The 24,035-nt window shown below is 28.3% G+C and carries 18 protein-coding genes; 7 read left to right on the top strand and 11 right to left on the bottom strand.

Going from position 1 to position 24,035, the window contains the following annotated elements:
• Positions 1–62: 62 nt before the first annotated feature.
• Genes truA through ACNI28_RS05350 form a run of 8 tightly spaced genes read right to left on the bottom strand, consistent with a single transcriptional unit; the run spans position 63 to position 9,344 of the window.
• Complete coding sequence (truA, locus tag ACNI28_RS05315) at positions 63–800, bottom strand: tRNA pseudouridine(38-40) synthase TruA (protein WP_419766183.1); 738 nt, start codon at positions 798–800, stop codon at positions 63–65.
• Entirely contained in the window at positions 800–1,819 is a 1,020-nt protein-coding gene (locus ACNI28_RS05320) for an LptF/LptG family permease (RefSeq protein WP_419766184.1), read from the bottom strand. Before ACNI28_RS05320 ends, truA begins: the two co-directional genes overlap by 1 nt.
• Positions 1,816–2,613 (bottom strand): prepilin peptidase, encoded by a 798-nt coding sequence (locus tag ACNI28_RS05325; protein ID WP_419766185.1) that lies wholly within the window; start codon positions 2,611–2,613, stop codon positions 1,816–1,818. The genes ACNI28_RS05320 and ACNI28_RS05325 overlap by 4 nt, the downstream gene beginning before the upstream one ends.
• On the bottom strand, positions 2,573–3,253 hold the full coding sequence (locus tag ACNI28_RS05330; protein ID WP_419766186.1) for a di-trans,poly-cis-decaprenylcistransferase: 681 nt from the start codon (positions 3,251–3,253) through the stop codon (positions 2,573–2,575). Before ACNI28_RS05330 ends, ACNI28_RS05325 begins: the two co-directional genes overlap by 41 nt.
• Positions 3,246–4,508, bottom strand: coding sequence for a bifunctional phosphopantothenoylcysteine decarboxylase/phosphopantothenate--cysteine ligase CoaBC (gene coaBC / locus ACNI28_RS05335; protein WP_419766187.1), 1,263 nt, complete (start codon positions 4,506–4,508; stop codon positions 3,246–3,248). The genes ACNI28_RS05330 and coaBC overlap by 8 nt, the downstream gene beginning before the upstream one ends.
• Positions 4,501–5,802, bottom strand: a complete 1,302-nt coding sequence (gene glmU, locus ACNI28_RS05340; RefSeq protein WP_419766188.1) for a bifunctional UDP-N-acetylglucosamine diphosphorylase/glucosamine-1-phosphate N-acetyltransferase GlmU — start codon at positions 5,800–5,802, stop codon at positions 4,501–4,503. Before glmU ends, coaBC begins: the two co-directional genes overlap by 8 nt.
• 8 nt (positions 5,803–5,810) lie before the next feature.
• Entirely contained in the window at positions 5,811–7,754 is a 1,944-nt protein-coding gene (locus tag ACNI28_RS05345) for an ankyrin repeat domain-containing protein (RefSeq protein ID WP_419766189.1), read from the bottom strand.
• A gap of 51 nt (positions 7,755–7,805) precedes the next feature.
• The gene (locus ACNI28_RS05350; protein ID WP_419766190.1) at positions 7,806–9,344 is read right to left on the bottom strand and encodes a helicase-related protein; all 1,539 of its coding nucleotides are present in this window, start codon (positions 9,342–9,344) and stop codon (positions 7,806–7,808) included.
• Positions 9,345–9,426: 82 nt separating this feature from the next.
• On the opposite strand from ACNI28_RS05350, the gene trmA reads away from it, so the two are divergent.
• From trmA to ACNI28_RS05385, 7 genes are all read left to right on the top strand, one after another.
• Positions 9,427–10,548 carry a tRNA (uridine(54)-C5)-methyltransferase TrmA gene (gene trmA, locus ACNI28_RS05355; RefSeq protein WP_419766191.1) on the top strand — a complete coding sequence of 374 codons (1,122 nt, stop codon included), beginning with the start codon at positions 9,427–9,429 and terminating at the stop codon, positions 10,546–10,548.
• A gap of 34 nt (positions 10,549–10,582) precedes the next feature.
• Positions 10,583–12,196 carry a flagellin N-terminal helical domain-containing protein gene (locus ACNI28_RS05360; protein ID WP_419766192.1) on the top strand — a complete coding sequence of 538 codons (1,614 nt, stop codon included), beginning with the start codon at positions 10,583–10,585 and terminating at the stop codon, positions 12,194–12,196.
• 292 nt (positions 12,197–12,488) lie between these two features.
• Positions 12,489–13,985, top strand: coding sequence for a flagellin N-terminal helical domain-containing protein (locus tag ACNI28_RS05365; protein ID WP_419766193.1), 1,497 nt, complete (start codon positions 12,489–12,491; stop codon positions 13,983–13,985).
• A 240-nt stretch (positions 13,986–14,225) separates the two neighbouring features.
• Positions 14,226–15,638 (top strand): mannose-1-phosphate guanylyltransferase/mannose-6-phosphate isomerase, encoded by a 1,413-nt coding sequence (locus tag ACNI28_RS05370; protein ID WP_419766194.1) that lies wholly within the window; start codon positions 14,226–14,228, stop codon positions 15,636–15,638.
• A 33-nt stretch (positions 15,639–15,671) separates the two neighbouring features.
• The gene (gene gmd / locus ACNI28_RS05375; RefSeq protein ID WP_419766195.1) at positions 15,672–16,793 is read left to right on the top strand and encodes a GDP-mannose 4,6-dehydratase; all 1,122 of its coding nucleotides are present in this window, start codon (positions 15,672–15,674) and stop codon (positions 16,791–16,793) included.
• A 1-nt stretch (position 16,794) separates the two neighbouring features.
• Positions 16,795–17,853, top strand: a complete 1,059-nt coding sequence (locus tag ACNI28_RS05380) for a GDP-L-fucose synthase family protein (protein WP_419766196.1) — start codon at positions 16,795–16,797, stop codon at positions 17,851–17,853.
• Positions 17,854–17,955: 102 nt separating this feature from the next.
• Complete coding sequence (locus tag ACNI28_RS05385; protein ID WP_419766197.1) at positions 17,956–21,642, top strand: motility associated factor glycosyltransferase family protein; 3,687 nt, start codon at positions 17,956–17,958, stop codon at positions 21,640–21,642.
• A gap of 25 nt (positions 21,643–21,667) precedes the next feature.
• Here the strand turns inward: ACNI28_RS05385 and ACNI28_RS05390 are convergent, their stop codons facing one another.
• The 3 genes from ACNI28_RS05390 to ACNI28_RS05400 form a co-directional block, all read right to left on the bottom strand.
• Positions 21,668–22,339 carry a TylF/MycF/NovP-related O-methyltransferase gene (locus ACNI28_RS05390; protein WP_419766198.1) on the bottom strand — a complete coding sequence of 224 codons (672 nt, stop codon included), beginning with the start codon at positions 22,337–22,339 and terminating at the stop codon, positions 21,668–21,670.
• A gap of 68 nt (positions 22,340–22,407) precedes the next feature.
• Positions 22,408–23,190: a phytanoyl-CoA dioxygenase family protein gene (locus ACNI28_RS05395; protein ID WP_419766199.1), complete on the bottom strand. Its 783-nt coding sequence runs from the start codon at positions 23,188–23,190 to the stop codon at positions 22,408–22,410.
• A 3-nt stretch (positions 23,191–23,193) separates the two neighbouring features.
• On the bottom strand, positions 23,194–23,964 hold the full coding sequence (locus ACNI28_RS05400; protein ID WP_419766200.1) for a TylF/MycF/NovP-related O-methyltransferase: 771 nt from the start codon (positions 23,962–23,964) through the stop codon (positions 23,194–23,196).
• Between the last annotated feature and the right edge of the window lie 71 nt (positions 23,965–24,035).

The following is a 24,035-nucleotide window of genomic DNA, read 5'->3' on the forward strand; positions in this document are numbered from 1 at the left end:
AATTTATTATTATAGCATTTTTTTACTTTTATTTATTAAACATAAAAACTACATAGAATTATTTAATATTTATTAAAAAAATATTTAACTTTTGCTAAATATAATCCATTGGCTGGAGCTGGTATTTTATTTGTTATTTTCTTCTTTTCAAGTTGTTTTTTTAAATCATCTTTTGATAATTTATCATCAGAAATTTTAAGTAAAAAACCTACCATAAGCCTAATTTGCGATCTTAAATATGAATTTGCCTCAAACTTAAAAATATAAAAGTCTTTATATTTATAAAACCTAGCATCATAAATTTCTCTAATAAGATTCTCTTTATCGCTACCAAGCTTATGAAAATACTCAAAATCATGTATTCCTTTAAATAAGGATATTGCTTCTTTAATTTTCTCTTCATTTATACTTTTTACAAAGGTAACATAGTTTGCTAAAAATGGTGTTATCTCTTTTGTACTTATTACATATCTATAAACTCTTTTTTTTGCATGAAACCTTGAGTGAAACTCATCACTTACTTTCTTGATGTTTTTTACTCGTATAGAAGTTGGTAACTTATGATTTAAAACTTTTTTTAGTTTTTCTGAATCTGACCAGAAAAGAGGTATATTGATATTAAAAACTTGTCCTGTAGCATGAACTTGTTTATCTGTTCTTCCACTTAAAGTTATTTTGGGTTCTATATTTAAAAGAGTGAAAACTTCTATTAGTTTGTTTTCTACACTTTTTTTATTGGGTTGTCTTTGAGAACCTTGATAGGAAAAGCCATCATAAGAGATGGTGATTTTTACATTCATTAATATACTTTTTGAACATTTGACTTATATATATAGTACGACAAGATTGTCCAAAAAACTGCAACTACAAGAATTGAAGCAAAACCTATTGCTTTTGTTAATGGATCAGAAATTAAGTAAAAGCCAACAACACTAATAATTGCATAGGCAACTGACCTATTCTTCTCATACCTTGGATTAAAATATCCAAATGCAACTACTAAATAAATAGAGATAAAAGGAAAAATAGAAGTTAAGACATAAAAGGAAAGTTTTGCGATATCACTTTTACTATGACTTCTTATATTCCAATAATCAAAAGCATCTGTAAAAGGAGTAATAGAAGAATCACTTAAAGTATCATTTATATGCATTACTTTATAGTCAATTTGATTTATTTTATCTTTTTCAAAAAAGAACGTTTTACCATCTTTTAAAACAAAACTTAAATTTCCAGAGTCATTATTTAATCTTGCATTTTGTGCAATTATAAATTGGTCTATCTCTTTTTTTTGTGTCTTAAACAGTTTTACTTCTTCATACAACTTATCATCTTTTTTACTAATATATATCAGCCAATCACCAAACTTCTGTCCAAATTCAGATGCTTTAATATTAAAATTAGCCTCTTTTGTTTTTTGATTAATCATCTCCTGTGCAAGATATTTTGTCTTTGGAATCAATCCAATAGAGATAATCAAAAGAGAAAGAGACATTATAAAAGTAATTGGTAAAAATATCTTTAAAATATTTGTTGGGTTTAAGCCAAAGGAAGTTATTACTATCAATTCATACTCACTAGACAACTTTGATAAGGTAATTACTAAGGAAACAAAAAAAGAAATAGGCATAGTATAAAATATAATACTTGGAAGATTATATACATATAAGGTAATTAATTCAAATAAATCAATTGTAATCACTGATGTCATAGAAGCAATTCTTACTAAAAATATAATTGATGTAATAAAATAAAGTACTAAAAAAATAGGAAAAAATGTATGAGAAAATTGAGATAGTAAATACTGTTTTAGCTTCACAAAATAACCTTTGAAATTTGAAATATATACTCAATGAAAAAACCTAAAGATAAATAAGGTATAAAAGCTGTTTGTTTCTCATTGTTTTTGATATTGTTATATAGTGATGGAATTATAGCAAAAAGTGCTGCTAAAAATATAGCAATTAGTCCAGAACTTAATCCTAAAACTGCTCCAATAGCTGCAATAACTGGCAAATCGCCCTCACCTAGTGCTTTTTGAGTTTTTAGAGTCTCATCTTTTAATATCTTTGATTTTATATTTTGAATATAAAAAGTAATAATAAAATCAAGTATTACAAAAGCTCCTGCAAAAATAAAACCATATTTTATAGAATCTAAAAAATCATTATAAATATAAGAAAAACCAAAAATAAGTACAAGTAATAAAATCCAATCAGGAACTGCTTTATATTTTAAATCAATAAAAGACAATACAAGTAAAGTGTAAAATAGAGCTAAAATCAAGAAATATTCTAAAGAAAAGCCTATTTTAAAAAATAAAGATAATGCAATAAGTGCAGATAACACTTCTACAAAGAAATAGTTTATAGAATATTTTTCATTACAATATTTACATTTCCCACCAAGAAGAATATATGAGATAATAGGGATATTGTGATACCAAATTATTGTTTTTTGGCAATTAGTACAATGACTTCTAGGAGCAACAATTGATTCCCCCTTTGGTACTCTATAAATAACTACATTTAAAAATGAGCCAATAATTGCACCAAAAATAAATACAAAAATACTATACAGCTCCAAATCTTCTCTCTCTATTTGTATAGTCACTCAATAAATCATCAAATTCATTTTTAGAAAATTCAGGCCAATAAGTCTTTGTAAAAAACATCTCAGCATATGCACATTGCCATAAAAGATAGTTTGAGAGTCTTATCTCTCCACTTGTTCGTATAAGCATATCCACATCTGATATACCTGCTGTATCCAAACAAGATTCAATATTATCTTGATTAACTTCAAGTTTTTTATCAACTAGCTTTTTTACTGCCCTTGTTATTTCATCTCTTGAACCATAATTTAAAGCTAATACTTGAGTGAGACCTTGTCCATTTTTTGTTTTTTCTTGGGTATCATTTATAACTTTTTGTAAAGATTTTGAAAACTTTGACAAATCCCCTATTGCTTTAAACTTCACACTATTTTCTAAATATATTGATAGCTCATTTTTTAAATATCTTTCCAATAATTTCATCAAGAATTCTACTTCAAGTTTTGGACGTGACCAGTTTTCTGTAGAAAATGCATAAAGAGTCAAATATTTGATTCCCAAATTATTTGCATGGGTTGTAATCTCTCTTACAGTTTTAGCCCCCTCTTCATGACCAGCAGTTCTATTTAATCCCTGCTCTTTTGCCCATCTACCATTACCATCCATGATAATAGCAACATGTTCTGGCATATTATTCATAAAACTCCAAAGATAAAGTATTTAAAAGATTTAAAGAGACATCTAATTTATCCCCCTCAAAACTTATTGTTTTATCATTTGTTATCAAATCAATCTTATTTGAACTAGAACCAAAAGAGTTATTCTCATCAATTATATTTAGACAAACACCATCAATGTTTTTTTCACTTCTCATATTTTTTGCATTTTCATATGCAAGTTTTTTATCCATCTCTGCTTTAAAGCCAATAGTGTAAATATCACGTCTATCTAAGCTTGATAAGATATCAACATTTTGTTTTAACTCTAAACTCCATTTTTTTCCAATCGTAGCTTTTTTTAGTTTACCCTCTTGTGGATAGGCTGGTACATAATCACTAACAGCAGCAACCATAAAAAGATAGGGTTTTTTTTGTATCAAAGTTGGGTTTGAATCATCCATCAAAGTAGTTGAACTAACTATTCCCTTTTTAGCAATATTGATTGACTCTTGTAGATATTCAAACATATCTTTAGAGCTTTTTACGTCTATTATATGTATCTCTTTTGGTAAGTTTTCATGTCCTCTAGAGCTTATCAAACAAACATCTGCACCTTTTAAATAAAGAGCTAAAGCTAATGATGAAGCCATTTTCCCTGAAGAAAAGTTTGAGATATATCTAACATCATCTATTCTTTCTACACTTCCCCCACCACTAAGTACGACTTTTCTATTTTCCCAGTACTTATCTTTTAATAACTCTTTTAAAGTAGCATAATAGATGTCATCAACTTCACTTAAAGCTCCATTTCCTATATCTCTACAAGCAAGTTCTTTTGATACAGACTCTATGATTTTATAATTACAAAGTTTTAGCATCTTCATACTTGCTTTTGTAATTGGATTTTGTATCATATTTGTATTTGCAGCAGGACATAGAAGTTTTACCCTAGGGTATGCAAGTGCAGTTTGAGTTAAAATATTATCTGCAATTCCATGACTTAGCTTATTAATAGTATTTGCACTAGCAGGTGCTAAAACAAAAAGGTCAGCCCACTTTCCAATTGCTATGTGATTATAGTTTGAGTCTTTATCCCAAGACTCATTTGTATCATCTAAAACTTGCGATTGAGAGATAGTTTCAAAAGTCAAAGGTGTGATAAATTTCTTAGCAGAAGAGCTCATAATAACTTTTACATTTGCCCTAGCTTTTATATATAATCTTATAAGTTCTAAGGTTTTATATATAGCAATTGAGCCTGTAACTCCTACTAAAATATTTTTATCTTTAAGCATCTTTTTTCCCAAAGAATTTATAAAAATATCCTTTTATAACTTTTGTGGCTGCTCTTGTTAAGACCAAATCACCTTTTTTTATATTTTTAGTAACTGTACTTCCAGCTCCTATTAAAACATCATCTTCAATTATTACAGGAGCTACAAGTTGAGTATCACTTCCTATAAATACATTTTTGCCTATTTTTGTTTGATATTTTTTAATACCATCATAATTACAAGTAATTGTTCCACAACCAATATTTGTACCCTCTTCAATCTCACAATCTCCAAGATAAGATAAATGTCCTGCTTTTACACCTGTTAAGATTGCTTTTTTAGTCTCTACAAAATTTCCTATATGAGTATCTTTTATAACAGATCCCGGTCTTATTCTTGCCATTGGTCCTGCATCACTATTTATTAGTACTGCATCTTCTATTACTGTATTTGTTTTTATGTGGGAATTTTCTATTTTACTTTTTCCTAAAATAGTAACTCCATTTTCAATAATACTTTCACCAAATATTTCAACATCAGCTTCTATATAAATAGTCTCAGGTAATCTCATGATAACTCCAGCTTTCATGAAAGCCTCTTTTATTCTATTTTGATGAATTACCTCAGCACAAGCTAGTTCATATTTAGAGTTAACTCCTTTGAAGTTTTCTTCATTTACAACTAAAGGTTTTAAGGTTTTTTGATTATTTATAGCTATTTCAATTAAGTCTGTAATATAGTACTCTTCTTGAGCATTATCATTTGATAAAAGTGGTAATGAGTTTAGTAAAAACTCTGTACAAAACTGATAAATACCTGCATTTGCACTTGTGATTTTTAACTCATCTTCTCTTGCATCTTTTTGCTCAACTATTTTTTTAACATCACCATCTTTTATAACTACTCTTCCATAACCATCTGCATTTTTTAATTCAAGTACAGACATAACAATAGTTGCATCAATATCAAACTTTTTAAGTTCACTTGCTTGGATTAGTGGCATATCCGCATTTAAAACTAATGTTTTATCATACTTTGGTTTTATACCCATGACAGCACCACCAGTTCCTGGGAAATTTACATGGTCTTGTATTACAAAATTAACTCTATCTTCAAAATACTCTTGCATAGTTTGTTTTACTAAATCTGCTTTATGATATAAAACAACAGTAATATCATCACTTAATTCTAAAGCCTCTTTAATTGAATAATACAACATAGGCTTACCAGAAATTTTGTGTAATACCTTTGGTGTCTGTGATTTCATTCTAGTACCAGCCCCTGCTGCTAGAATAATAATAGATTTATTAAACATTTTTACCCTTATTTTAACGCTTCCGCTACTTCTTTTCGCAAGTTATCAGCAACTTGTTGAAGTGCATTTTTCATTTTTTCATCTGTTATGTTATTTTCAACCAGTTTTGTTAAATTGCCCTCTTTTTCTTTAAAGAAAGCTGCCACTGCTTTGCTTTTTCTAGCCCTATTATACATAAGTACCCCAGAAGCTATAAGTACCATAACAAGTTTTGCATGCCCCAAGATTGCAGCATAATTTAAAATCGTAAATCCTGCATAATCAGGCTCATTAATGTCTGCACCAGCAGAGATTAGGAGTCTTGCAATTTTAAAGTTACCTTTCCACTGTGTATGATGTAAAACAGTTCTTCCTTGTTTATCTTTAATATTTAAATCTGTTTTTTTAGATAAAAGTTTTTCTACAAGTTCATAATCATCTGCTATAACAGCTTTATGAAAAATCGTTCTTCCATCTTTATCAGTTATATTTACATCAACTCTGAATTTAAGCATAAAAACAACTCTTTCTAAGAACTCTTGTCTCTCTTTTTTTGTTTTTGCCTTTAAGCCCTCATCTATCATGCAAGATAGTGGAGTATTTCCATCATTGTCAATCTTATTTATATCAGCACCATTATTTAAAAAAACTTTTGTAAGTTCTATATTATTGTAATGTATGGTATCAAAAATTATGGTTTTACCATCACTTCTTGATTGATTTAGTTTAGGTCTTTTAATAATCAACCTTTTTAAAAGTTTAAAATATTCTCCATTTTCAACAATATCTAAAAACCTTCTTGAACTTGCTCTTTTACCATTATCTTGAATCAATATCATTTCAGCTAAATCATCAATAACAGTCTTTTCATCAAAATCTTTATGGTCAATATCTATGCCTTTTTCAAAAAGGTAATCAAGCATTTCATAATTTTGATACCCCTTTAAACACTCTTGAAAAAGAACAGTTTTTCCATCTTTATCTTGAGCATTTATATCTGCCCCAGCACTTAATAAAAACTCTATTGCCTCAAAATCTTTATTATCAATGGCATAAAAAAGAATGCTTTTGCCATGTTCATCTTTTCTGTCAATATCTAAGCCATTTTCTATTAGTATTGTTAATAGTTTTTGGTAGTTATTTTCTTTTTTTACATATCTGTAATCTGTCTGTCGATATTTATCTAAGTTATTTTCACGCAAAATATTAAATATCTTTATTATCTCATCTAAAACTGTTTTATTTTCTATATCTTTTTGGTTTACATTAATATCTCTTTGTAATAAAGCATCTACAGTGTCAAGGTGAGTAGCTCCTTTTAGTATAACTTTAAATAGAACATTTCTTTTCTTATTATCTAAGTGGTTTATATCTAGTCCATACTCAACAAAATACTTCATAATCATTTGATCATCTTTTAATGCTGCACTAAATAAAACAGTTTCACCTTCATTGTCAGCAATATTTACATCATCTATGTTATTTAATACCTCTTTTACAATTCTGATGTTTCCACCTTCAACTGCATCAAAAAGGACTGTTCTTCCATAGCTATCTTTAAAATTTAATTCAGCTCCTTGGGCAAGTAAAAGTTGAAAAACTTTTAAGTTTCCTTCTAAAGCTATATCTTGTATAAGTGTTCGTCCTGAGGAGTTTACATAATTTAGTGAGGCTTTTTTTTCAAGCAAAAATCTTATCATCATACCATCTGCACTTGAAGCAGCAATAGAAAGTGGGGTTTTACCTAGCTTATCTTCATGGTCTATATTTGCACCATTTTTAAGTAAAATTTTAACACCCTCTATTCGTCTTTTATGAACAAGTTCAAAGAGAATCGTTTTACCTTTTTCATCAGTTTCATTAATATCTAATCCACTATCAATAAGTTTTTGTATTTTATCTTCGTTTACATAGTCTTTCATCAACTCTTTTTGTAAAGTTGTACTATCATCCGATTTAAATAGATTAAACATCAATACTTCCCTCTAATACTTTTAATAATGCCTGATTATATCTAAAGAAAATTAAAATCTTCTCCGTCTTCTAAACTCCCGTGTATCTTTTGGTGGAAATTTTCTTCTACTTGACTCTTGTTCTAATTTTATATCTTTTTTTAATGAGTTTTCAATAAATTGATTAAAAGAAGTTCTAGCAATAGTTGCTTTTATAGTATCTGGAAACTGTTCTGGAAGTTTATAAGATAACCATAAATACAAAGAGATCTTTTTTATCTCATCTTCTACTAGTAGTAAATCTTTTTGTGTTTTAGCTACTTTAGGCAGAGTTATTGATGGTCTATATCTTATAACTTTGTTTTTCAATACAGCTGATATATAAATATCATAAGCTTGCAAAATAATTTTTGATTTTATAGAAATTGGTGCTTGAGAAAGCATATATTTATCTTCCAGCTTTAAATTAAATTTTTGATCAACTATTGTAGATGCACTAATCATCGAACCTATATTTGCAGCAACAAAAGGTCCCTGAAATTCCATATTAGTAGAGAAGAACTTTAATACTTTTGTTAAAGATGTTGTTTTTAAATGCATTGCTAAATTAGAGAGTTGTTCATTATTGATTTTTACTCTAAAGGGAGGTTTTATAGTTTTTATAGGTTGGGAATACTCTTCTTTAATATATTTTAAACTATCTTTAGTAGTAGCTCCAATAAAACCTTTTTCATGATGACCATATCGCCCTGCTCTTCCTGCTATTTGAACTATCTCATTAACACTAATTCCACGTCTTGATACTCCATCAAACTTTATATGCGTTGTAAAAAGAATCGTTTTAATAGGAAGGTTTAATCCCATAGCAATCGCATCTGTAGCTATTAGGATATCCGTCTCTTTTTCTCTAAACCTTCTTGCTTCATCACGTCTTACTTCTGGTGAGAGATTTCCATAAATAACTGATACCTTATGTTTCTTTTGAAGTTTTTGCTTAAACTTTAAAACATCACTTCTTGAAAAAGCAATCAAGGCTGTTCCACTCTCTAAGTCTCCTAAAGCTATATGTTTATCTAAAAGTTGTAATTCATTTTTTCTTTTGAATTTTTCTATTATTAAATCTTCTTCTAAATATGCTGCTAATTTTTTAATGGCATCAAGGGCATTTACACTTCCTGTCATAATTATCTTTTTTGCAGGACAGCCAATAATTGCATTTACCCAAGCCCAACCTCTGTCATCATCATCTAACATTTGAACTTCATCAATAACTGCAACATCAACATCCATATTAAAATCAATCATCTCAATGGTTGAACAAACATGCGCTGCATCTTCATTTAGATTTTGTTCTTCCCCTGTGATTAGTGAAGCGGGTATTTTTTCTTTTGTTAAGTCTTCATAACCTTCTAGTGCCAATAGTCTTAAAGGTGCTAAATACAAACCACAATCTGCTTTTTTAAGCTCTTGCATTGCACGGTAAGTTTTACCTGAATTTGTAGGTCCTACATAAAAGTGTAGCTCTCTTTTCATACTTCTAGCTAAAGGGTACAAGGATTTTATATCACAATTTAAAAGCTCTTTTAGTTGTTCTTGCCAATTTGTTTTCATATTATTCTTTTTGATTTTATAAGTATTAAATGGATTTTATCATAAAATATTAATATTATAATAAAGATTTTAAGGGATTTTGATGACTTGTGATTATTTTGGAAAATGCGGTAGTTGTACTTTGTATGATTTCGATTATGAAGGGCAATTAAACTATAAAATAAATAGAGAAAAAGAGAGATTCTCTGATATTACATCAATGGAATTTGAGATAATCAAAAGCGAAGAGGCACATTTTAGAAATAGAGCTGAATTTAGATTTTGGAAAAATTATGATGACGAAGATAATCCAACACTTTCCTATGGGATGACTAGTTTTGATAAAGATATTGTAGAAGTTGATAACTGCTCAATAGTTTCAAAACAAATAAGTAATCTAATGCCAAAACTTTTAGAAAAGATTTCAAAAGATGAAACACTACATTATAAGATATATTCTGTAGAGTTTTTAGGCTCTACTACTAATGACATGTTAGTAACTTTAATTTATCATAAAAAGCTAGATAGTGAATGGGAAATAAAAGCTAAACAGATACAAGAAGAGCTAAATATAAGAATAATAGGAAGAAGTCGTAAGCAAAAAATTGTTTTAGATGAAGAATATATAAAAGAAGAACTAAAAATCAATAATGATAATTTCAAGTTTCATTACAAAGAAGGAGGTTTTACTCAACCAAATACAAAAGTAAATATTAAGATGATTGAGTGGGTTTTAAATAATATAGAGACAAAAGACGATTTGTGTGAGCTATATTGTGGGGGAGGAAACTTTACCATTGCTTTATCAACTAAATTTAATAAAGTATTAGCAACAGAGATTTCAAAAACTTCAATTAATTCTGCACTTAAAAACTGTGAGCTTAATAATACTAACAACATTACGTTTATAAGAATGAGTTCAGAAGAGTTTGTTGAAGCCTTAAATGGTGTTAGGGAATTTAGAAGACTTAAAGATGTTAATCTAAAAGATTATAACTTTTCAACTATATTTGTTGACCCTCCAAGGTCAGGACTTGACGAAACTACTACAGAACTAGCTAAAAATTTTGAACAAATCATATATATTTCCTGTAATCCTGAGACATTGCACAGAGATTTAAAAGAATTAACTAAAACGCACCAAATCTTAAATTTAGCTTTATTTGACCAATTTTCCTATTCTAAGCATGTTGAAACAGGAGTAATTCTTAAAAAATCTTGTTAGAATTTAGCATATAAGCTGTTACAAGGTTGGAAAAATGAAAATAAACACAAACATAGCTTCGCTAAATGCACAAGAAGCAGCAACAAAAACTAATAGTAAGATTGCTAGTTCACTAGAAAAACTTTCTACTGGATTGAAAGTAAATAAAGCTAGTGACGATGCATCTGGGTTAGCAATTGCTGATAAACTTAGAACTCAAGCTACTTCTATTGGTCAAGGTATTGACAATGGTAACTCTGCAGTTGCACTAATACAAATTGCAGATAAATCAATGGCTGAACAATCAAACATACTTGATATTGTTAAAGCTAAACTTATTCAAGCTAATACTGATACTACTTCTGATGATGGTAGAGAAGCTATTAGAAAAGATATAGTAAAACTATTGGAGCAGTTAGATAATATCGCACAACAAACAAGCTATAACGGTATTACTTTATTACAAGATAGTTATGACAGTATGCAAAGTTCTAGAGAACTAAGTTTTCAAATTGGTGGAAATAAAGATGATATTATGCAAAGTTCATATATCCAATCTAATAGTGTAGGACTTGGTGGTGGAACAGAAGCTATAGATCAAGTTTCTGGCTCAAGTAATAGAAATAATATAATCTCTCAAGGTTTATCAACTATATTTAGTGCAGATGGAACAAATGCAGTAACTCTTGATGGATATGCTACAGGTACAGCAATAAATGCAAATGTTTCTGGAATTACAGGTGAACTTACATTTAATGGCTCAGCAGGAACAATTAGTAATGCAGATGCAAATACTCAACTTATTTTAGAAACACTAGGAAACATCGATACTGCAACAGCTGTATCAGGTGGAAATATAAGTTTCACAGCAACATTAAATGGTACAACAAGTAATTTAACAGTTGCGCAAGCGCAGGCATTTACTGCAGCATCTGGTACATTAACAGCAACTGTTAAAGTTAGTGATATCAATAATAATGTTTTAGGTGACTTTTCAATAAGTACTTCTGGCGGAGCAGCAGGTATTGCATCAGCAATTACAATTAATCCAGGAGCAATTGTAAATGGAATTCAAGCTGATCCTTCATTTTCAATTGCAACAGGAGCAGTAATAGACTTAGGTGGTAACTCAATAAACTCATTAGCAATCAATAGTACTATTGATACTTATAGCGTGGGAGCAATGACTATCGAGCAAAGTTCTGCATCAGGAAGTATTACCTTTGGAGCAACCGCACAAAACTTAATGATTGAAAATAACAATAGTGCAGTTGGAGAAGAGCTTAAAATAACTACAGGAATAAATGGTGATGGAGCAACAGGTACAATCTATGGTGGAGGAACACTATCTGGATTAAAAGCTTTAGAAACAGGACAATTAACAAAGATGCAAGCAGATAAGTATCAAGGTATTGTAGATGCAGCACTGAGTCAAATGAATATTTATAGATCTGACTTAGGTTCTACTCAAAATCAAATTGAGTCAGCAGTAAGAAACTTAATGACCCAAGAGACTAATGTACGAGCTGCAGAATCTGTTATTAGAGATGTTGACTATGCTGAAGAATCTGCAAACTTCAATAAAAATAATATCATTTCACAAGCTGGTTCATACGCAATGACACAGGCTAATTCTGTTCAACAAAACGTATTGAGACTTTTACAATAGTAAATAGTCGTTAAAGTAGCAGTTTAGCTGCTACGATATACATTTCCTCGAAAAGGTTCTTAGACTGCTTTAATAGGAACTAAATTTATATAAAGATTCAAAAGAGAGTTTAAAAGCTCTCTTTTTTTATTGTCTTATATATTTTTAAACTAGTTTTAAGAATTGGTATGTAATAATTATATTTACAAAGTAGGGATTAATTGATTCCAAAGAGTTTTACTCTATGCTCACTAACCTGAGAATGTTTCCGTCGTGATTTATCACAATGTGTCATAATTAAAAAGGATTTATTATGAGAATTAATACTAACGTTGCTTCATTAAATGCAAGAGAAGCAGCAACAAACACACAAAATAACATTGCAAGTTCATTAGAAAAACTTTCTACTGGGTTAAAAATTAACAAAGCATCTGATGATGCATCTGGTTTAGCAATTGCTGATAAACTTAGAACACAAGCTAGTTCTATTGGTCAAGGTATAGATAATGGTAACTCTGCTGTTTCTTTAATCCAAATTGCTGATAAATCAATGTCAGAACAATCAAATATTCTTGATGTTGTTAAAGCTAAATTAATTCAAGCAAATACTGATACTACTTCTGATGCAGGTAGAGAAGCAATTAGAAAAGATATCAATAAATTACTTGAACAATTAGATAATATCGCTCAACAAACTAACTATAATGGTACAACTTTATTACAAGGTGGATATGACGAAACTAAAGGTTCTGATCAATTATCATTCCAAATTGGTGGAAATAAAGATGATATTATTGAATCAGCTTCTATTCAATCAAACTCATTAGGTCTTGGTGGAGGAAGTGAAACAATAGATCAAACTTCTGGTTCAAGTACTAGAAATAATATTATTTCACAAGGTACATCTATGGTTGTAACTGGTGATGGTACAAACGATATTACTATTGATGGTTTCTCTTCAGGTACTTCACTTGATGTTAACTTATCTGGAATTTCAGGTGCTATTACAATTGCAGGTGGTGCAGGAACTATTAGTAATACAGATTCTGTTACACAATTAGTTTTAGAAAAACTAGCTGCGGCTTCTGGTGGAACGTCTGTAGAAGTAAATGATATCAATGGTAACTTTATTGGTACATTCTCAATATCTTCTGGTGGTTCAATTACAAAAGTTCAAGCAAGTTCAATTAATGGTATTGCTGGTGAAGTTACATTTACAGTAACATCTGGTACTACAATTAATCTTGGTGGAAATACAATTGATACAGTTAATAACTCATCAACTACAACAAGTGGAGCAAGCCCAGCATTATTGAGTACATTTAGTATTGGTTCTATGCAAGTTACACAAACTTCTTCATCTGGAAGTTTAACAATTAGTGGAAATGCACAGAATTTAAATATTACTAACTTAAATAGTTCAAATGGCCAAGAAATTACTGTTACTACAGCTGCAAGTGGTGGTTCAATTACAGGGGGAGCAACGCTTTCTGGATTAAAATCTTTAGCTGCAAACCAATTGACACGTGAACAAGCCGACAAATTCCAAGGTGTTGTTGATGCTGCAATTTCTCAGCTTAATACATACAGAGCAGACTTAGGTTCAACTCAAAATCAAATTGAATCTGGGGTTAGAAACTTAATGACTCAAGAGACAAATGTAAAAGCTGCCGAGTCTATTATTAGAGATGTTGATTATGCTGAAGAGTCTTCAAACTTCAACAAACAAAATATTATCTCTCAAGCTGGATCGTATGCTATGAGTCAAGCTAACTCTATCCAACAAAATGTATTGAGACTTTTACAATAGTAAATAGTCGTTAAAGTAGCAGTTTTACTGCTACGATATACGTTTCCTTAAAAATGTATTAAGATTATTACAATAGTATTTAATCTTAACTCTTTTAAAAGTAGTATCCTTTTGGGTACTACTTTTTTTATCTCTTTTAAATTACAAAAAACTCTTTTCCAAAATTATAATATATTGTCAGAAAACATCAAACATATATAGGTTAAAATATCTAACAACATAAAAATAGGAAGTAAGCTAATGACAAATATAATATTGTGCGGAGGAAGTGGAACAAGGCTATGGCCAATTAGTAGAACACTAATGCCCAAACAGTTTGTAAAACTTTTTAATAATAAGTCTCTTTTCCAGCTTACAGTAGAACGAAATTCAGAATTATGCAAAAATCAATTTATAGTTTCAAACTCAGAACAATATTTTTTAGCATTAGATCAATTAGAGGAGATAATAAAAAAAGATACAAAAGTATCTTTTGATTCAGCGAATTTAAAAGTAAATAATAAATATCTTTTAGAACCAATAGGAAGAAATACCGCTCCAGCTATTGCCTTAGCATGCATGGCTTTAGAAAAAGATGAAATAGTTTTAGTAACACCTTCCGATCATCTAATAAAAAATGAAATAGAATATAAAAAAGTAATAAATCAAGCAAAAGAGTTTGCCTATGACAATAAATTAGTAACCTTTGGTATTACTCCCACATTTGCAGAAACAGGATATGGATATATAGAATCAATAAATAGCTTTAATGTAAAAGCATTCCATGAAAAGCCTGATTTTAAAACTGCAAGTAAATATTTTGAAGAAGGTAACTATTATTGGAATTCTGGAATGTTTTGTTTTAAAGCAGGAGTTTTTCTTGATGAATTAAAAATTCATTCTCCTGAAATTTATAATGATTCTTTAATAGCATTTAATAATGCTTCTAATGAAAATTCATTAATTAGAATAAAACATGATGATATGTTAAATATCAAAGAAGACTCAATAGATTATGCAGTTATGGAAAAAAGTGATCTTGTAAAAGTAATTCCCTCAGATATTTCTTGGAGTGATGTGGGAAGCTTTGATTCTCTTTATGATGAACTTCCAAAAGATGAAAATAATAATACAATAAATGATAATCATATTTCAATAGATTCTAAGAATAATCTAATCTATGGTAATGATAGAAAAATAGCGACAGTTGATATAGACAATTGTATTATAGTAGATACAGGTGATGCACTTTTAATATCTAAAAAAGGCTCTTCTCAAAAAGTAAAACAAGTCGTATCTGAACTTAAAAAAACTACTCAACTACATAATATACATTTAACTGGGCATAGACCTTGGGGTACATATACTATTTTAGAAGATAGCCCCGGCTATAAAATAAAAAAAATAGAGGTTAAATCAGGTAGTAGATTATCTTTACAAAAACACTTTCATAGAAATGAACACTGGATAGTAGTATCAGGATGTGCCACAGTTACAATAGAAGATAAAACGTTTACATTAAATCCAAATGAATCAACATACATAAAAGCTGGGCAAGTACATAGACTTGAAAACCAAGGTAAATTACCACTGATTATCATCGAAGCTCAGGTAGGTGAATATACAGGTGAAGATGATATAGTTAGAATTGATGATGATTTTAAAAGAAATTAGATAAAATAATAAATAATATGATTTAGGAAAAAGATGACAAAGAATAAAGTAGCACTAATAACAGGAATAACAGGACAAGATGGAAGTTACCTTGCAGAATTTTTACTAAAAAAAGGTTATGTAGTACATGGTATTAAAAGAAGGACATCTTTGTTTAATACAGATAGAATAGATCACCTTTATGAAGACCCACATGTTGAAAATAGAAATTTAATTTTACACTTTGGTGATATGACAGACTCTATGAATCTTACACGTATCATTCAAGAAGTACAACCAGATGAAATCTATAATTTAGCGGCAATGTCACATGTTGCAGTCTCATTTGAAACACCAGAGTATGTAGCAAATGCAGATGGAACAGGAACTCTTAGAATTCTTGAAGCTGTAAAATTATTAGGACTTACAAATAAAACAAAAATTTATCAAGCCTCAACAAGTGAACTTTATGGAAAAGTACAAGAAACACCTCAAAGTGAAACAACACCTTTTTATCCAAGAAGCCCATATGCAGTAGCAAAAATGTATGCTTATTGGATAACAGTAAATTATAGAGAAGCTTACGATATGTTTGCTTGTAATGGAATACTATTTAATCATGAAAGCCCAGTGCGAGGTGAAACATTTGTAACTAGAAAAATTACAAGAGCAGCATCTAAAATAGCTTTAGGACTTCAAGATAAACTTTACTTAGGTAATCTTGATGCAAAAAGAGATTGGGGTCATGCAAAAGATTATGTGAAAATGATGTGGATGATTTTGCAAGCTGATGAGCCAGAAGATTGGGTAATAGCAACAGGTCAAACTACTACAGTAAGAGACTTTGTGAGAATGGCATTTGAATATGCAGGTATTACTTTAGAGTTTAAAGGAGAAGGTGTAGAAGAAAAAGCTTATGTTGTATCTTGTTCAAATCCAGATTATAAAATAGAAATAGGAAAAGAAGTAGTTTCAGTTGATCCAAGATACTTTAGACCAACTGAAGTTGATTTACTTTTAGGAGATCCTACAAAAGCAGAAACAAAACTTGGCTGGAATAGAGAGTATAAACTACAAGATTTAGTTAATGATATGATGAAATCAGATTTAAAACTAATGACAAAAGATGTTTACCTTAAAGATGGTGGATACAAAACTATGAGTTACTTTGAGTAAGATGAAAAAGAATAGTAAAATATATATAGCTGGGCATAGAGGACTTGTAGGTTCTGCAATAGTAAAAAATCTAGTTTCAAAAGGATATACAAACTTAGTATGTAAAACACATAAAGAATTAGATTTACTAAATCAAAGTGTTGTAGAAAAGTTTTTTAAAGAAGAAAAACCAGAATATGTAATACTAGCTGCAGCAAAAGTTGGTGGAATAATTGCAAATAATACCTATCGTGCAGATTTTATTTATGAAAATTTACAAATTCAGAATAATGTAATTCATCAAAGTTATCTTCATAAAGTAAAAAAACTTCTTTTTCTAGGAAGTACATGTATTTATCCAAAGAATGCTCCTCAACCAATGAGTGAAGATAGTTTATTAACATCTCCCTTAGAATATACAAATGAACCTTATGCCATTGCAAAAATAGCAGGTATTAAGATGTGTGAAAGTTATAATATACAATATGGCACAAACTTTATATCTGTAATGCCAACAAACCTGTATGGACCAAATGATAACTTCGACCTTGAAACTTCACATGTCTTACCTGCACTTATTAGAAAAATTCATTTAGCAAGACTTTTAAATGAAAAAAAATATGATGAAGTAATTAAAGACTTACATGTAAATACTATAGAAGAAGCAAAGACTTATCTAAGCAAATTTGGAGTAACTGAAACCCAAGTTGAGATTTGGGGTTCAGGAAAACCACGAAGAGAATTTCTTTATTCAGAAGATATGGCTGATGCTTGTGTCTTTTTATTAGAGAATAGAGACTTCAAAGATACCTATTCTTTAAAGAACAAAGAAATAAAAAATACTCATATAAATATTGGTACAGGCGTAGATATATCTATTAAGGAACTTGCAGAGCTTATACAAAGTATCATTGAGTTTAAGGGTAACTTAGTTTTTAACACTAGTAAACCAGATGGAACAATGATTAAATTGACAGATTCTTCAAAACTTCAATCACTTGGGTGGAAATATAAAACTGAATTAGAAATTGGAATTAAAATTATGTATGACTGGTATAAAAAAATGAAGAATAATTGTTAACTATTGGTTACAAATTCAGCTATCTTTAGTGCAAACATGGTAAAATAAATACCAAAATAAAATTTCTATTTACTTTGTAAAGGGATTTATCCAAGGTATCAAATGTCATTAGATCAAGTTCAACAAAAAGCGCTACAAACTTACGAAAAAAATCTAGAATACTTTAAACAAAATCATCCTGATATATATAAAAACCTAGAACTTTATGCTGCAGCTATTGATTTGGGACAAATAACACCTCAGTTTGAACTTCAATACTTAAATACACACTTTGATATCGTAAATCCAAATACAAAACAATTTTTATACACACAAAATTCAAATGAAGTATCTAAAAAAATAGCTGATGATATAAGTTATGATGCTACTATAAATAGTTTTAAAGCATATTATGAATTTAAATATAATGATACTGTAGCAAAAACAGCACTTGAACAAGATATTTTAGCACCGCATACAATAGGGAATGCCCCTGTTATTAATTTTGTGGATAAAAATTTACCAAATCCTCAAAATCTAAATGAAATTCATAAATTTATTATTTTTGGAGTTTTACTTGGAATTCATATTCCACTAATACATCAAAAGTTAAATTCAAAAGTTTATTTAATAGTTGAACCAAATTTAGAATTTTTCAGATTATCTTTATTTGTAACTGATTATGCAGAGTTGGCTAAACAGACAATACTATTTTTCTCAATTGCACAAAATGAGTTTGAGTTTAAAAAAACCTTTGAAGCTTTTTATGGTGAACTATTTATTTTTAATCATTATTTAAAATTTGTAAACTTATCTTCTGGTTCAGATATTTATATGAAAACTATCCAAAACTTTTTGGTCTCACAAGCGCATTTATTGTACTCTTATGATAGAACTTTTTTAAGTATTAGTAGAACAAACTCATATATTAATCAAAACTATAGATTATTAAATATAAAAACTAAACAAAACATAAAGCCATTTGAGAAGCCTATTCTTTATCTTTCTGCTGGTCCATCATTACAAAATAATATTGAATTTGTAAAGAAAAACCAAAACTATTTTACAATAGTCGCTATTTATGCAACTATGCCAATTTTAGAAAGAAATGACATAAAACCTGATATCATAACTCAATATGACGAACAAGATATACAAGTTTTAAATACTCTAGATAAACTAAAAGATATAAACTATTTCAAAGATACAATATTTATTTTTGCATCACACGTAAATGCAAAACTAATGAACTCTTTTCCAAAAGAGAACATTTTTATTTTTCAAGCAATGTTTGAGCTAAAAGAGAACTTTGGAACTTTGACAAGTCCAAGTATTGGAGAGCTTACCTATGCATTACTTTTATTGTTTAGAGGAAAAGAGATTTATTTATTAGGTCTTGACTTTGCAATGGATGTTGAGTCTGGGGATACACATATAGAAGGGCATTCGGGTTCTGGAGCATTTAATAAATTAAAAGAGTTAGAAGACTCTGATGATAAAAACTACTCATTTAGAAAAAATACAATTATAGTAAAAGGTAACTTTCTACCTGAAGTAAAATCAGTACCGGTATTTAAAACAAGTATTGACACATTTACTCAATTTACAGAGATGTTTAAAGAAGTTAATCAAAATGTTTATAACTTATCAAACGGTGCATACTTGAGTGGTACAACACCTTTAAAAATAGAAGACATAAATTTTTCAAACTTTGAAGAAGAAGATAAAAAGATAGTAAGAAACAAACTATTTAATAGTTTTACTGATATAAGTGAAGCTGGTTACAATAAAAAAGATTTAGAAAAATTAAATTTAAAATTAAGTGGTGTAAAAAAAATAAAGAAAAACATAGAGCAGTTCCAAAAAATTAAAAAATATAAAGATTTTGAAGAGTACAAAGGTCAATTAATCAATCTTATTCAAAATATTTTATTTGAAAAAAGTCACTGTGAAGACTTACAATCTATTCTAATCAACTATTCATCACATAATCTCCACCACATTTTCTATCTTTTTGATTTGGCAACAAATAATGATAAGAAAAAATATATCTATGAAATAAATAAAAATTTACTAACACAACTAAATAAAATAGTTGATACATATGTAATTTCAATCTCGTACTCAAGTGATGATAATAGTCTTACATTAAAAAAATTAAATAAATATTTAAAAGAGTATTCAATAAAAAAGAGTATCTATTCAGAACCATTTTTTAAAGAGTTGGTAGAAACTTCAAAAAGAGGATACCAATATGAATTTGAACCAAATTCTATTGGCTTTTTTGCTATTGAAGATAACCTTTCAAATAAAGATTTTATAAATTATGTAAAAGAAATACTAAAAAGATTTCCTGATGTACAATTAAAGCTTTTTTACTTTTTTGATTTCCAAAAAACTCAAGCACAATTTGTATTTAAACAAGAGTTAAGTAGAGTTGAATTATTAATTCCACACAATATTGATGACATAACTAAAAGTGTAGAACTGTGGCTTGAAACATATGACAATACTATAAACATAAAAAAGATAGATGATATAATTTTAAATAATTATGAAAATATTTACTCTTCAATGTTTACACAAATAGAATATGAATCTGCATTGAATAATAAAGAAGAGAGTGAAGAAAAAATACTTACTGACAAATTTGACTTAGCAAAAAAGATTAAAGATGATTTTATCTTACCAAACACAAAATACTTTGAATTTGCAAACAGTTTAAAATTTAACATTGATAAAGATTTGTTAAATGAAAAGTATCTAAAAGAACATGTAGGTTTTTTTGCAATTAAAGAAAATCTACAACAAGAGTTTGTAAATAAAATAGTAGAAATTTGTAATAAATTTCCTAATGTTAAATTTTCAGTTTTTTATTTTGATGACGAAACTGTAAAAGAGTTTATAAATATCTTTGGAATGGTTATAAATAGATTTAAATTTATTATTCCTAAAAATATTTATGACATTGTAGATAACATTGAAGTTTGGACACAAGCCTCAATTAAAAATCAGAGTTTTTTACTTAGTAAAATATTTACAATGATAAATTCTACTATTAATGCTTATCCAATAATTTTAAGTGAAGAATATCATATAAATGATATAAGTACAAATTATCTTGAATGCATAATAGAAAACTACAGTGAACTCAAGTTTAATAAAAGTTTATATAAACCTTTATCAGAGGATTACAAAAAAAGATATTCACAGAATACAATTAGTTTTTTACTTTGTGAAGACAACTTAAATGATATTGAATTTATACAATACCTTGATGATTTAATTGTAAAATATCCAAGTGTTACTTTTAAAGGACTATACTTTAGCTCTGTTAGACCAAATATAGATTCTATTTCTACTAAGGTTCAAGTGATTAAAGTATCTTCAATTGATGATATAATAAAAGAAACGGAAATTTTTATTTCTAATCATAAAACCTATCCAGTTCAAGGAGAAATTTTCTCAAAGATCACTTATAATTGTGAAAATATATTTACAACAGTATATGATAAAAATAAAAAATACATAGATATAAATCAATATGACAATGGTGAACATTATATTTTAAATAATTATGAAAAATTTGGCTACACGCATAAGGATATAATCAAATCAAATAATAATATACTTAAGTTAACAATTATTGGCATATTAAATAAAATGAATATTTCCAATTGCGACATTACCAAATTAAATGCGTATGACTTTACATATTATTCAACTATAGGGTACATTCTTGAAGAACCAAATCTAAAAGAATATTTATTTAAAAATAATTTATTGTTAAGGGAGTTAACTAATAAATAGTTTTTATTTATTAGTTCATCACATACTAAAAACTATTTTTTTTAATATAAACAGGTATCTTTTGGGAAAATGTTAGTTTTTTAATTTCTACATTTTTATCTCTAAAGAAATCATCTACTGCTTTTGTTTCACCTGGGAAAGTACCATAATCATCAAAAATAACAATACCACCCTTTACTATTCTATCCCAAATTTCACTTAATGCAACAATCGCAGGTTCATATATATCAGTATCAATATGAAGTAAAGAAACTTTTAAATGAGGATTTTTTTCAAAATAAGTAGGTAGTGTTTCTAAAATATCACCCTTTATCAATTCAAAATTTCTAAGTTTTTTGTAATTTAAAACTTTTTCTAGTTCTGTAGTGGAAATTGATTTATTTCCTGCATTATTTATAAACCTCTCTCTATACTCTTTGTCATTTTCATAATCTGTATTAGGAAAAGATTCAAAGGTATCAAAACCAATTACACTTCTAGAATCCTCATTTTCAAGTAAATTTCTAAAAGTTAACCACCTAATAAAAGAATTCCCTTTAAAAACTCCTGTTTCTATCACATCACCAGGTAAATCTTTAATCATATTATATAAGGTATAATGTGAAATCATCTTTCCAATTCTATCAATATCACTTGTTAAATAATATCCATTCTCATAATCAAATTTCTTATCCGTTTCATAGCCAAATAAATCCAACTTATTCCTTTTTACTTATATTTTCATTTTTTAAATTACAATAAAGATATCTTTATACGTATTTATCCTTAGAAACTATAATCAACATCTTTTTTGTTAGAGTATCTAGCTAAAAAAGTATATCGAACATTATTACTAACATTTAATCCAGATCTGTGCATTAAGTTAAAATTCATAATATACACATCACCTTGGATTGCTTCAGTAAATACATTGTTATTTTGATCATATCTTGAAATCACATTTTCAGGTATAGAAACTCTAAACTTTGTTTTTTCTTCAGGATTAATATAATATTCATCATGAATAACATATCCATTGCTGTGAGAACATGGAATCACTTCTAGTGCTCCACTCTCTTTTGAAACATCAAATAAAGGAACCCATACAACAACCGATTTACTTTTTGATATATTTTTATGATAATATCCACTCTCTTGATGCCAGGGTAAAGAAAATTTAAGATCTTCTTTTTTATATTTACTTGGTAAATCAACTCTTACGAAAAATGCATTTGTAGCAATACTTTTGTCATCTGGGCAAGAAGTTAATTCTTTATATCTATCTACAATTTTATTATTTGTCATAAAAGAATATAAATAATAACTACTATTTAATTGGTTAATGGCTTTTGTAGATAACTCTGGATCAATGTTAAATAAAAATATCATTCCCTCATGAGGTATCCTTTCATTAGGGATACAATCAAATTCTTCTTTTTTTATAGGCTCTAAAAAATTATTAGCAACATTAATAATTGAATCATTAACTAAATCAATTAATACTTCAATCTCATTATTTGAAAATAATTTATTATATTTAATAAAACCTTTTTCATTATATGCCTTCATATTCTAATCTCCAATTACTGCATAGGATGCCATTGATGAAAAATTCAACCTTTTTAATCTTAAGTTAGATAGTTTTAATGTTTCCATTAAAGCAATTGTTTCTCCTGGATAATCACTATGATTAAGCTCATCAAAAACTATTACTCCTCCTTTAGGAATTCTTTCAATTAATAATTCTAATGTATCTTTTGTAGGAGTATATAAATCTAAATCCATATATAATAATGAAACAACTAAATGTGGATTTTCTTCTAAATATTTAGGTAAAGTCTGTGAAATATCACCTTTTACTAGCTCTCCTTTTGGGATATGACCCAAAACTCTATTTTTATCATGAACTTCAAATGACCTATTTAATAAATCGTAACTCTCAAATTTTAACCCTCCAACTTTCATATGATCTGCATTACTAGTTTTGTCTTTCATATCAATACTTGGAAAACCTTCAAATGTATCAAAACCAATTACTTTTCTTGTATAGTGGTAAGGCTCAAAAATTGAACTAAAGTGATAAAAAGACATTATCCCTCTACCTCCAGCAACGCCACACTCTAAAATACTACCAGGAATATCTAGAATCAATTTGTATAATTCATACTTTTCTAAAAAACTTGTTATTGACTGTCTAGTTGCAAAAATAGGGAATATATTTAACATATCCATTAATGAGTTTTCACTCTCATGAATAAAGTCACTTAAACTTTCATAATAATTAAATTGTTCTTTTGTATTTCTTGTTAATTCTAGACTATTCAATACTTCACTTTTATTCATATTAATAACTCCATTTTATAAAATTCATTCTAGTTCTAATAATAAAATATTCTATAATTAAAAAGAACTTA

Source organism: Arcobacter denitrificans (SeqCode) (assembly GCF_048571185.1).
Classification (GTDB): domain Bacteria; phylum Campylobacterota; class Campylobacteria; order Campylobacterales; family Arcobacteraceae; genus Arcobacter; species Arcobacter denitrificans.

Excerpts from the sequence above, each read along its gene's own strand:
- gmd (WP_419766195.1), top strand. The coding sequence starts at position 15,672 with ATGACAAAGAATAAAGTAGCACTAATAACAGGAATAACAGGACAAGAT.
- ACNI28_RS05385 (WP_419766197.1), top strand. The coding sequence starts at position 17,956 with ATGTCATTAGATCAAGTTCAACAAAAAGCGCTACAAACTTACGAAAAA.
- ACNI28_RS05360 (WP_419766192.1), top strand. The coding sequence starts at position 10,583 with ATGAAAATAAACACAAACATAGCTTCGCTAAATGCACAAGAAGCAGCA.
- ACNI28_RS05395 (WP_419766199.1), bottom strand. The coding sequence starts at position 23,190 with ATGAAGGCATATAATGAAAAAGGTTTTATTAAATATAATAAATTATTT.
- trmA (WP_419766191.1), top strand. The coding sequence starts at position 9,427 with ATGACTTGTGATTATTTTGGAAAATGCGGTAGTTGTACTTTGTATGAT.
- ACNI28_RS05400 (WP_419766200.1), bottom strand. The coding sequence starts at position 23,964 with ATGAATAAAAGTGAAGTATTGAATAGTCTAGAATTAACAAGAAATACA.
- ACNI28_RS05345 (WP_419766189.1), bottom strand. The coding sequence starts at position 7,754 with ATGTTTAATCTATTTAAATCGGATGATAGTACAACTTTACAAAAAGAG.
- ACNI28_RS05370 (WP_419766194.1), top strand. The coding sequence starts at position 14,226 with ATGACAAATATAATATTGTGCGGAGGAAGTGGAACAAGGCTATGGCCA.
- ACNI28_RS05380 (WP_419766196.1), top strand. The coding sequence starts at position 16,795 with ATGAAAAAGAATAGTAAAATATATATAGCTGGGCATAGAGGACTTGTA.
- ACNI28_RS05330 (WP_419766186.1), bottom strand. The coding sequence starts at position 3,253 with ATGAATAATATGCCAGAACATGTTGCTATTATCATGGATGGTAATGGT.
- coaBC (WP_419766187.1), bottom strand. The coding sequence starts at position 4,508 with ATGCTTAAAGATAAAAATATTTTAGTAGGAGTTACAGGCTCAATTGCT.
- ACNI28_RS05365 (WP_419766193.1), top strand. The coding sequence starts at position 12,489 with ATGAGAATTAATACTAACGTTGCTTCATTAAATGCAAGAGAAGCAGCA.
- glmU (WP_419766188.1), bottom strand. The coding sequence starts at position 5,802 with ATGTTTAATAAATCTATTATTATTCTAGCAGCAGGGGCTGGTACTAGA.
- ACNI28_RS05350 (WP_419766190.1), bottom strand. The coding sequence starts at position 9,344 with ATGAAAACAAATTGGCAAGAACAACTAAAAGAGCTTTTAAATTGTGAT.
- truA (WP_419766183.1), bottom strand. The coding sequence starts at position 800 with ATGAATGTAAAAATCACCATCTCTTATGATGGCTTTTCCTATCAAGGT.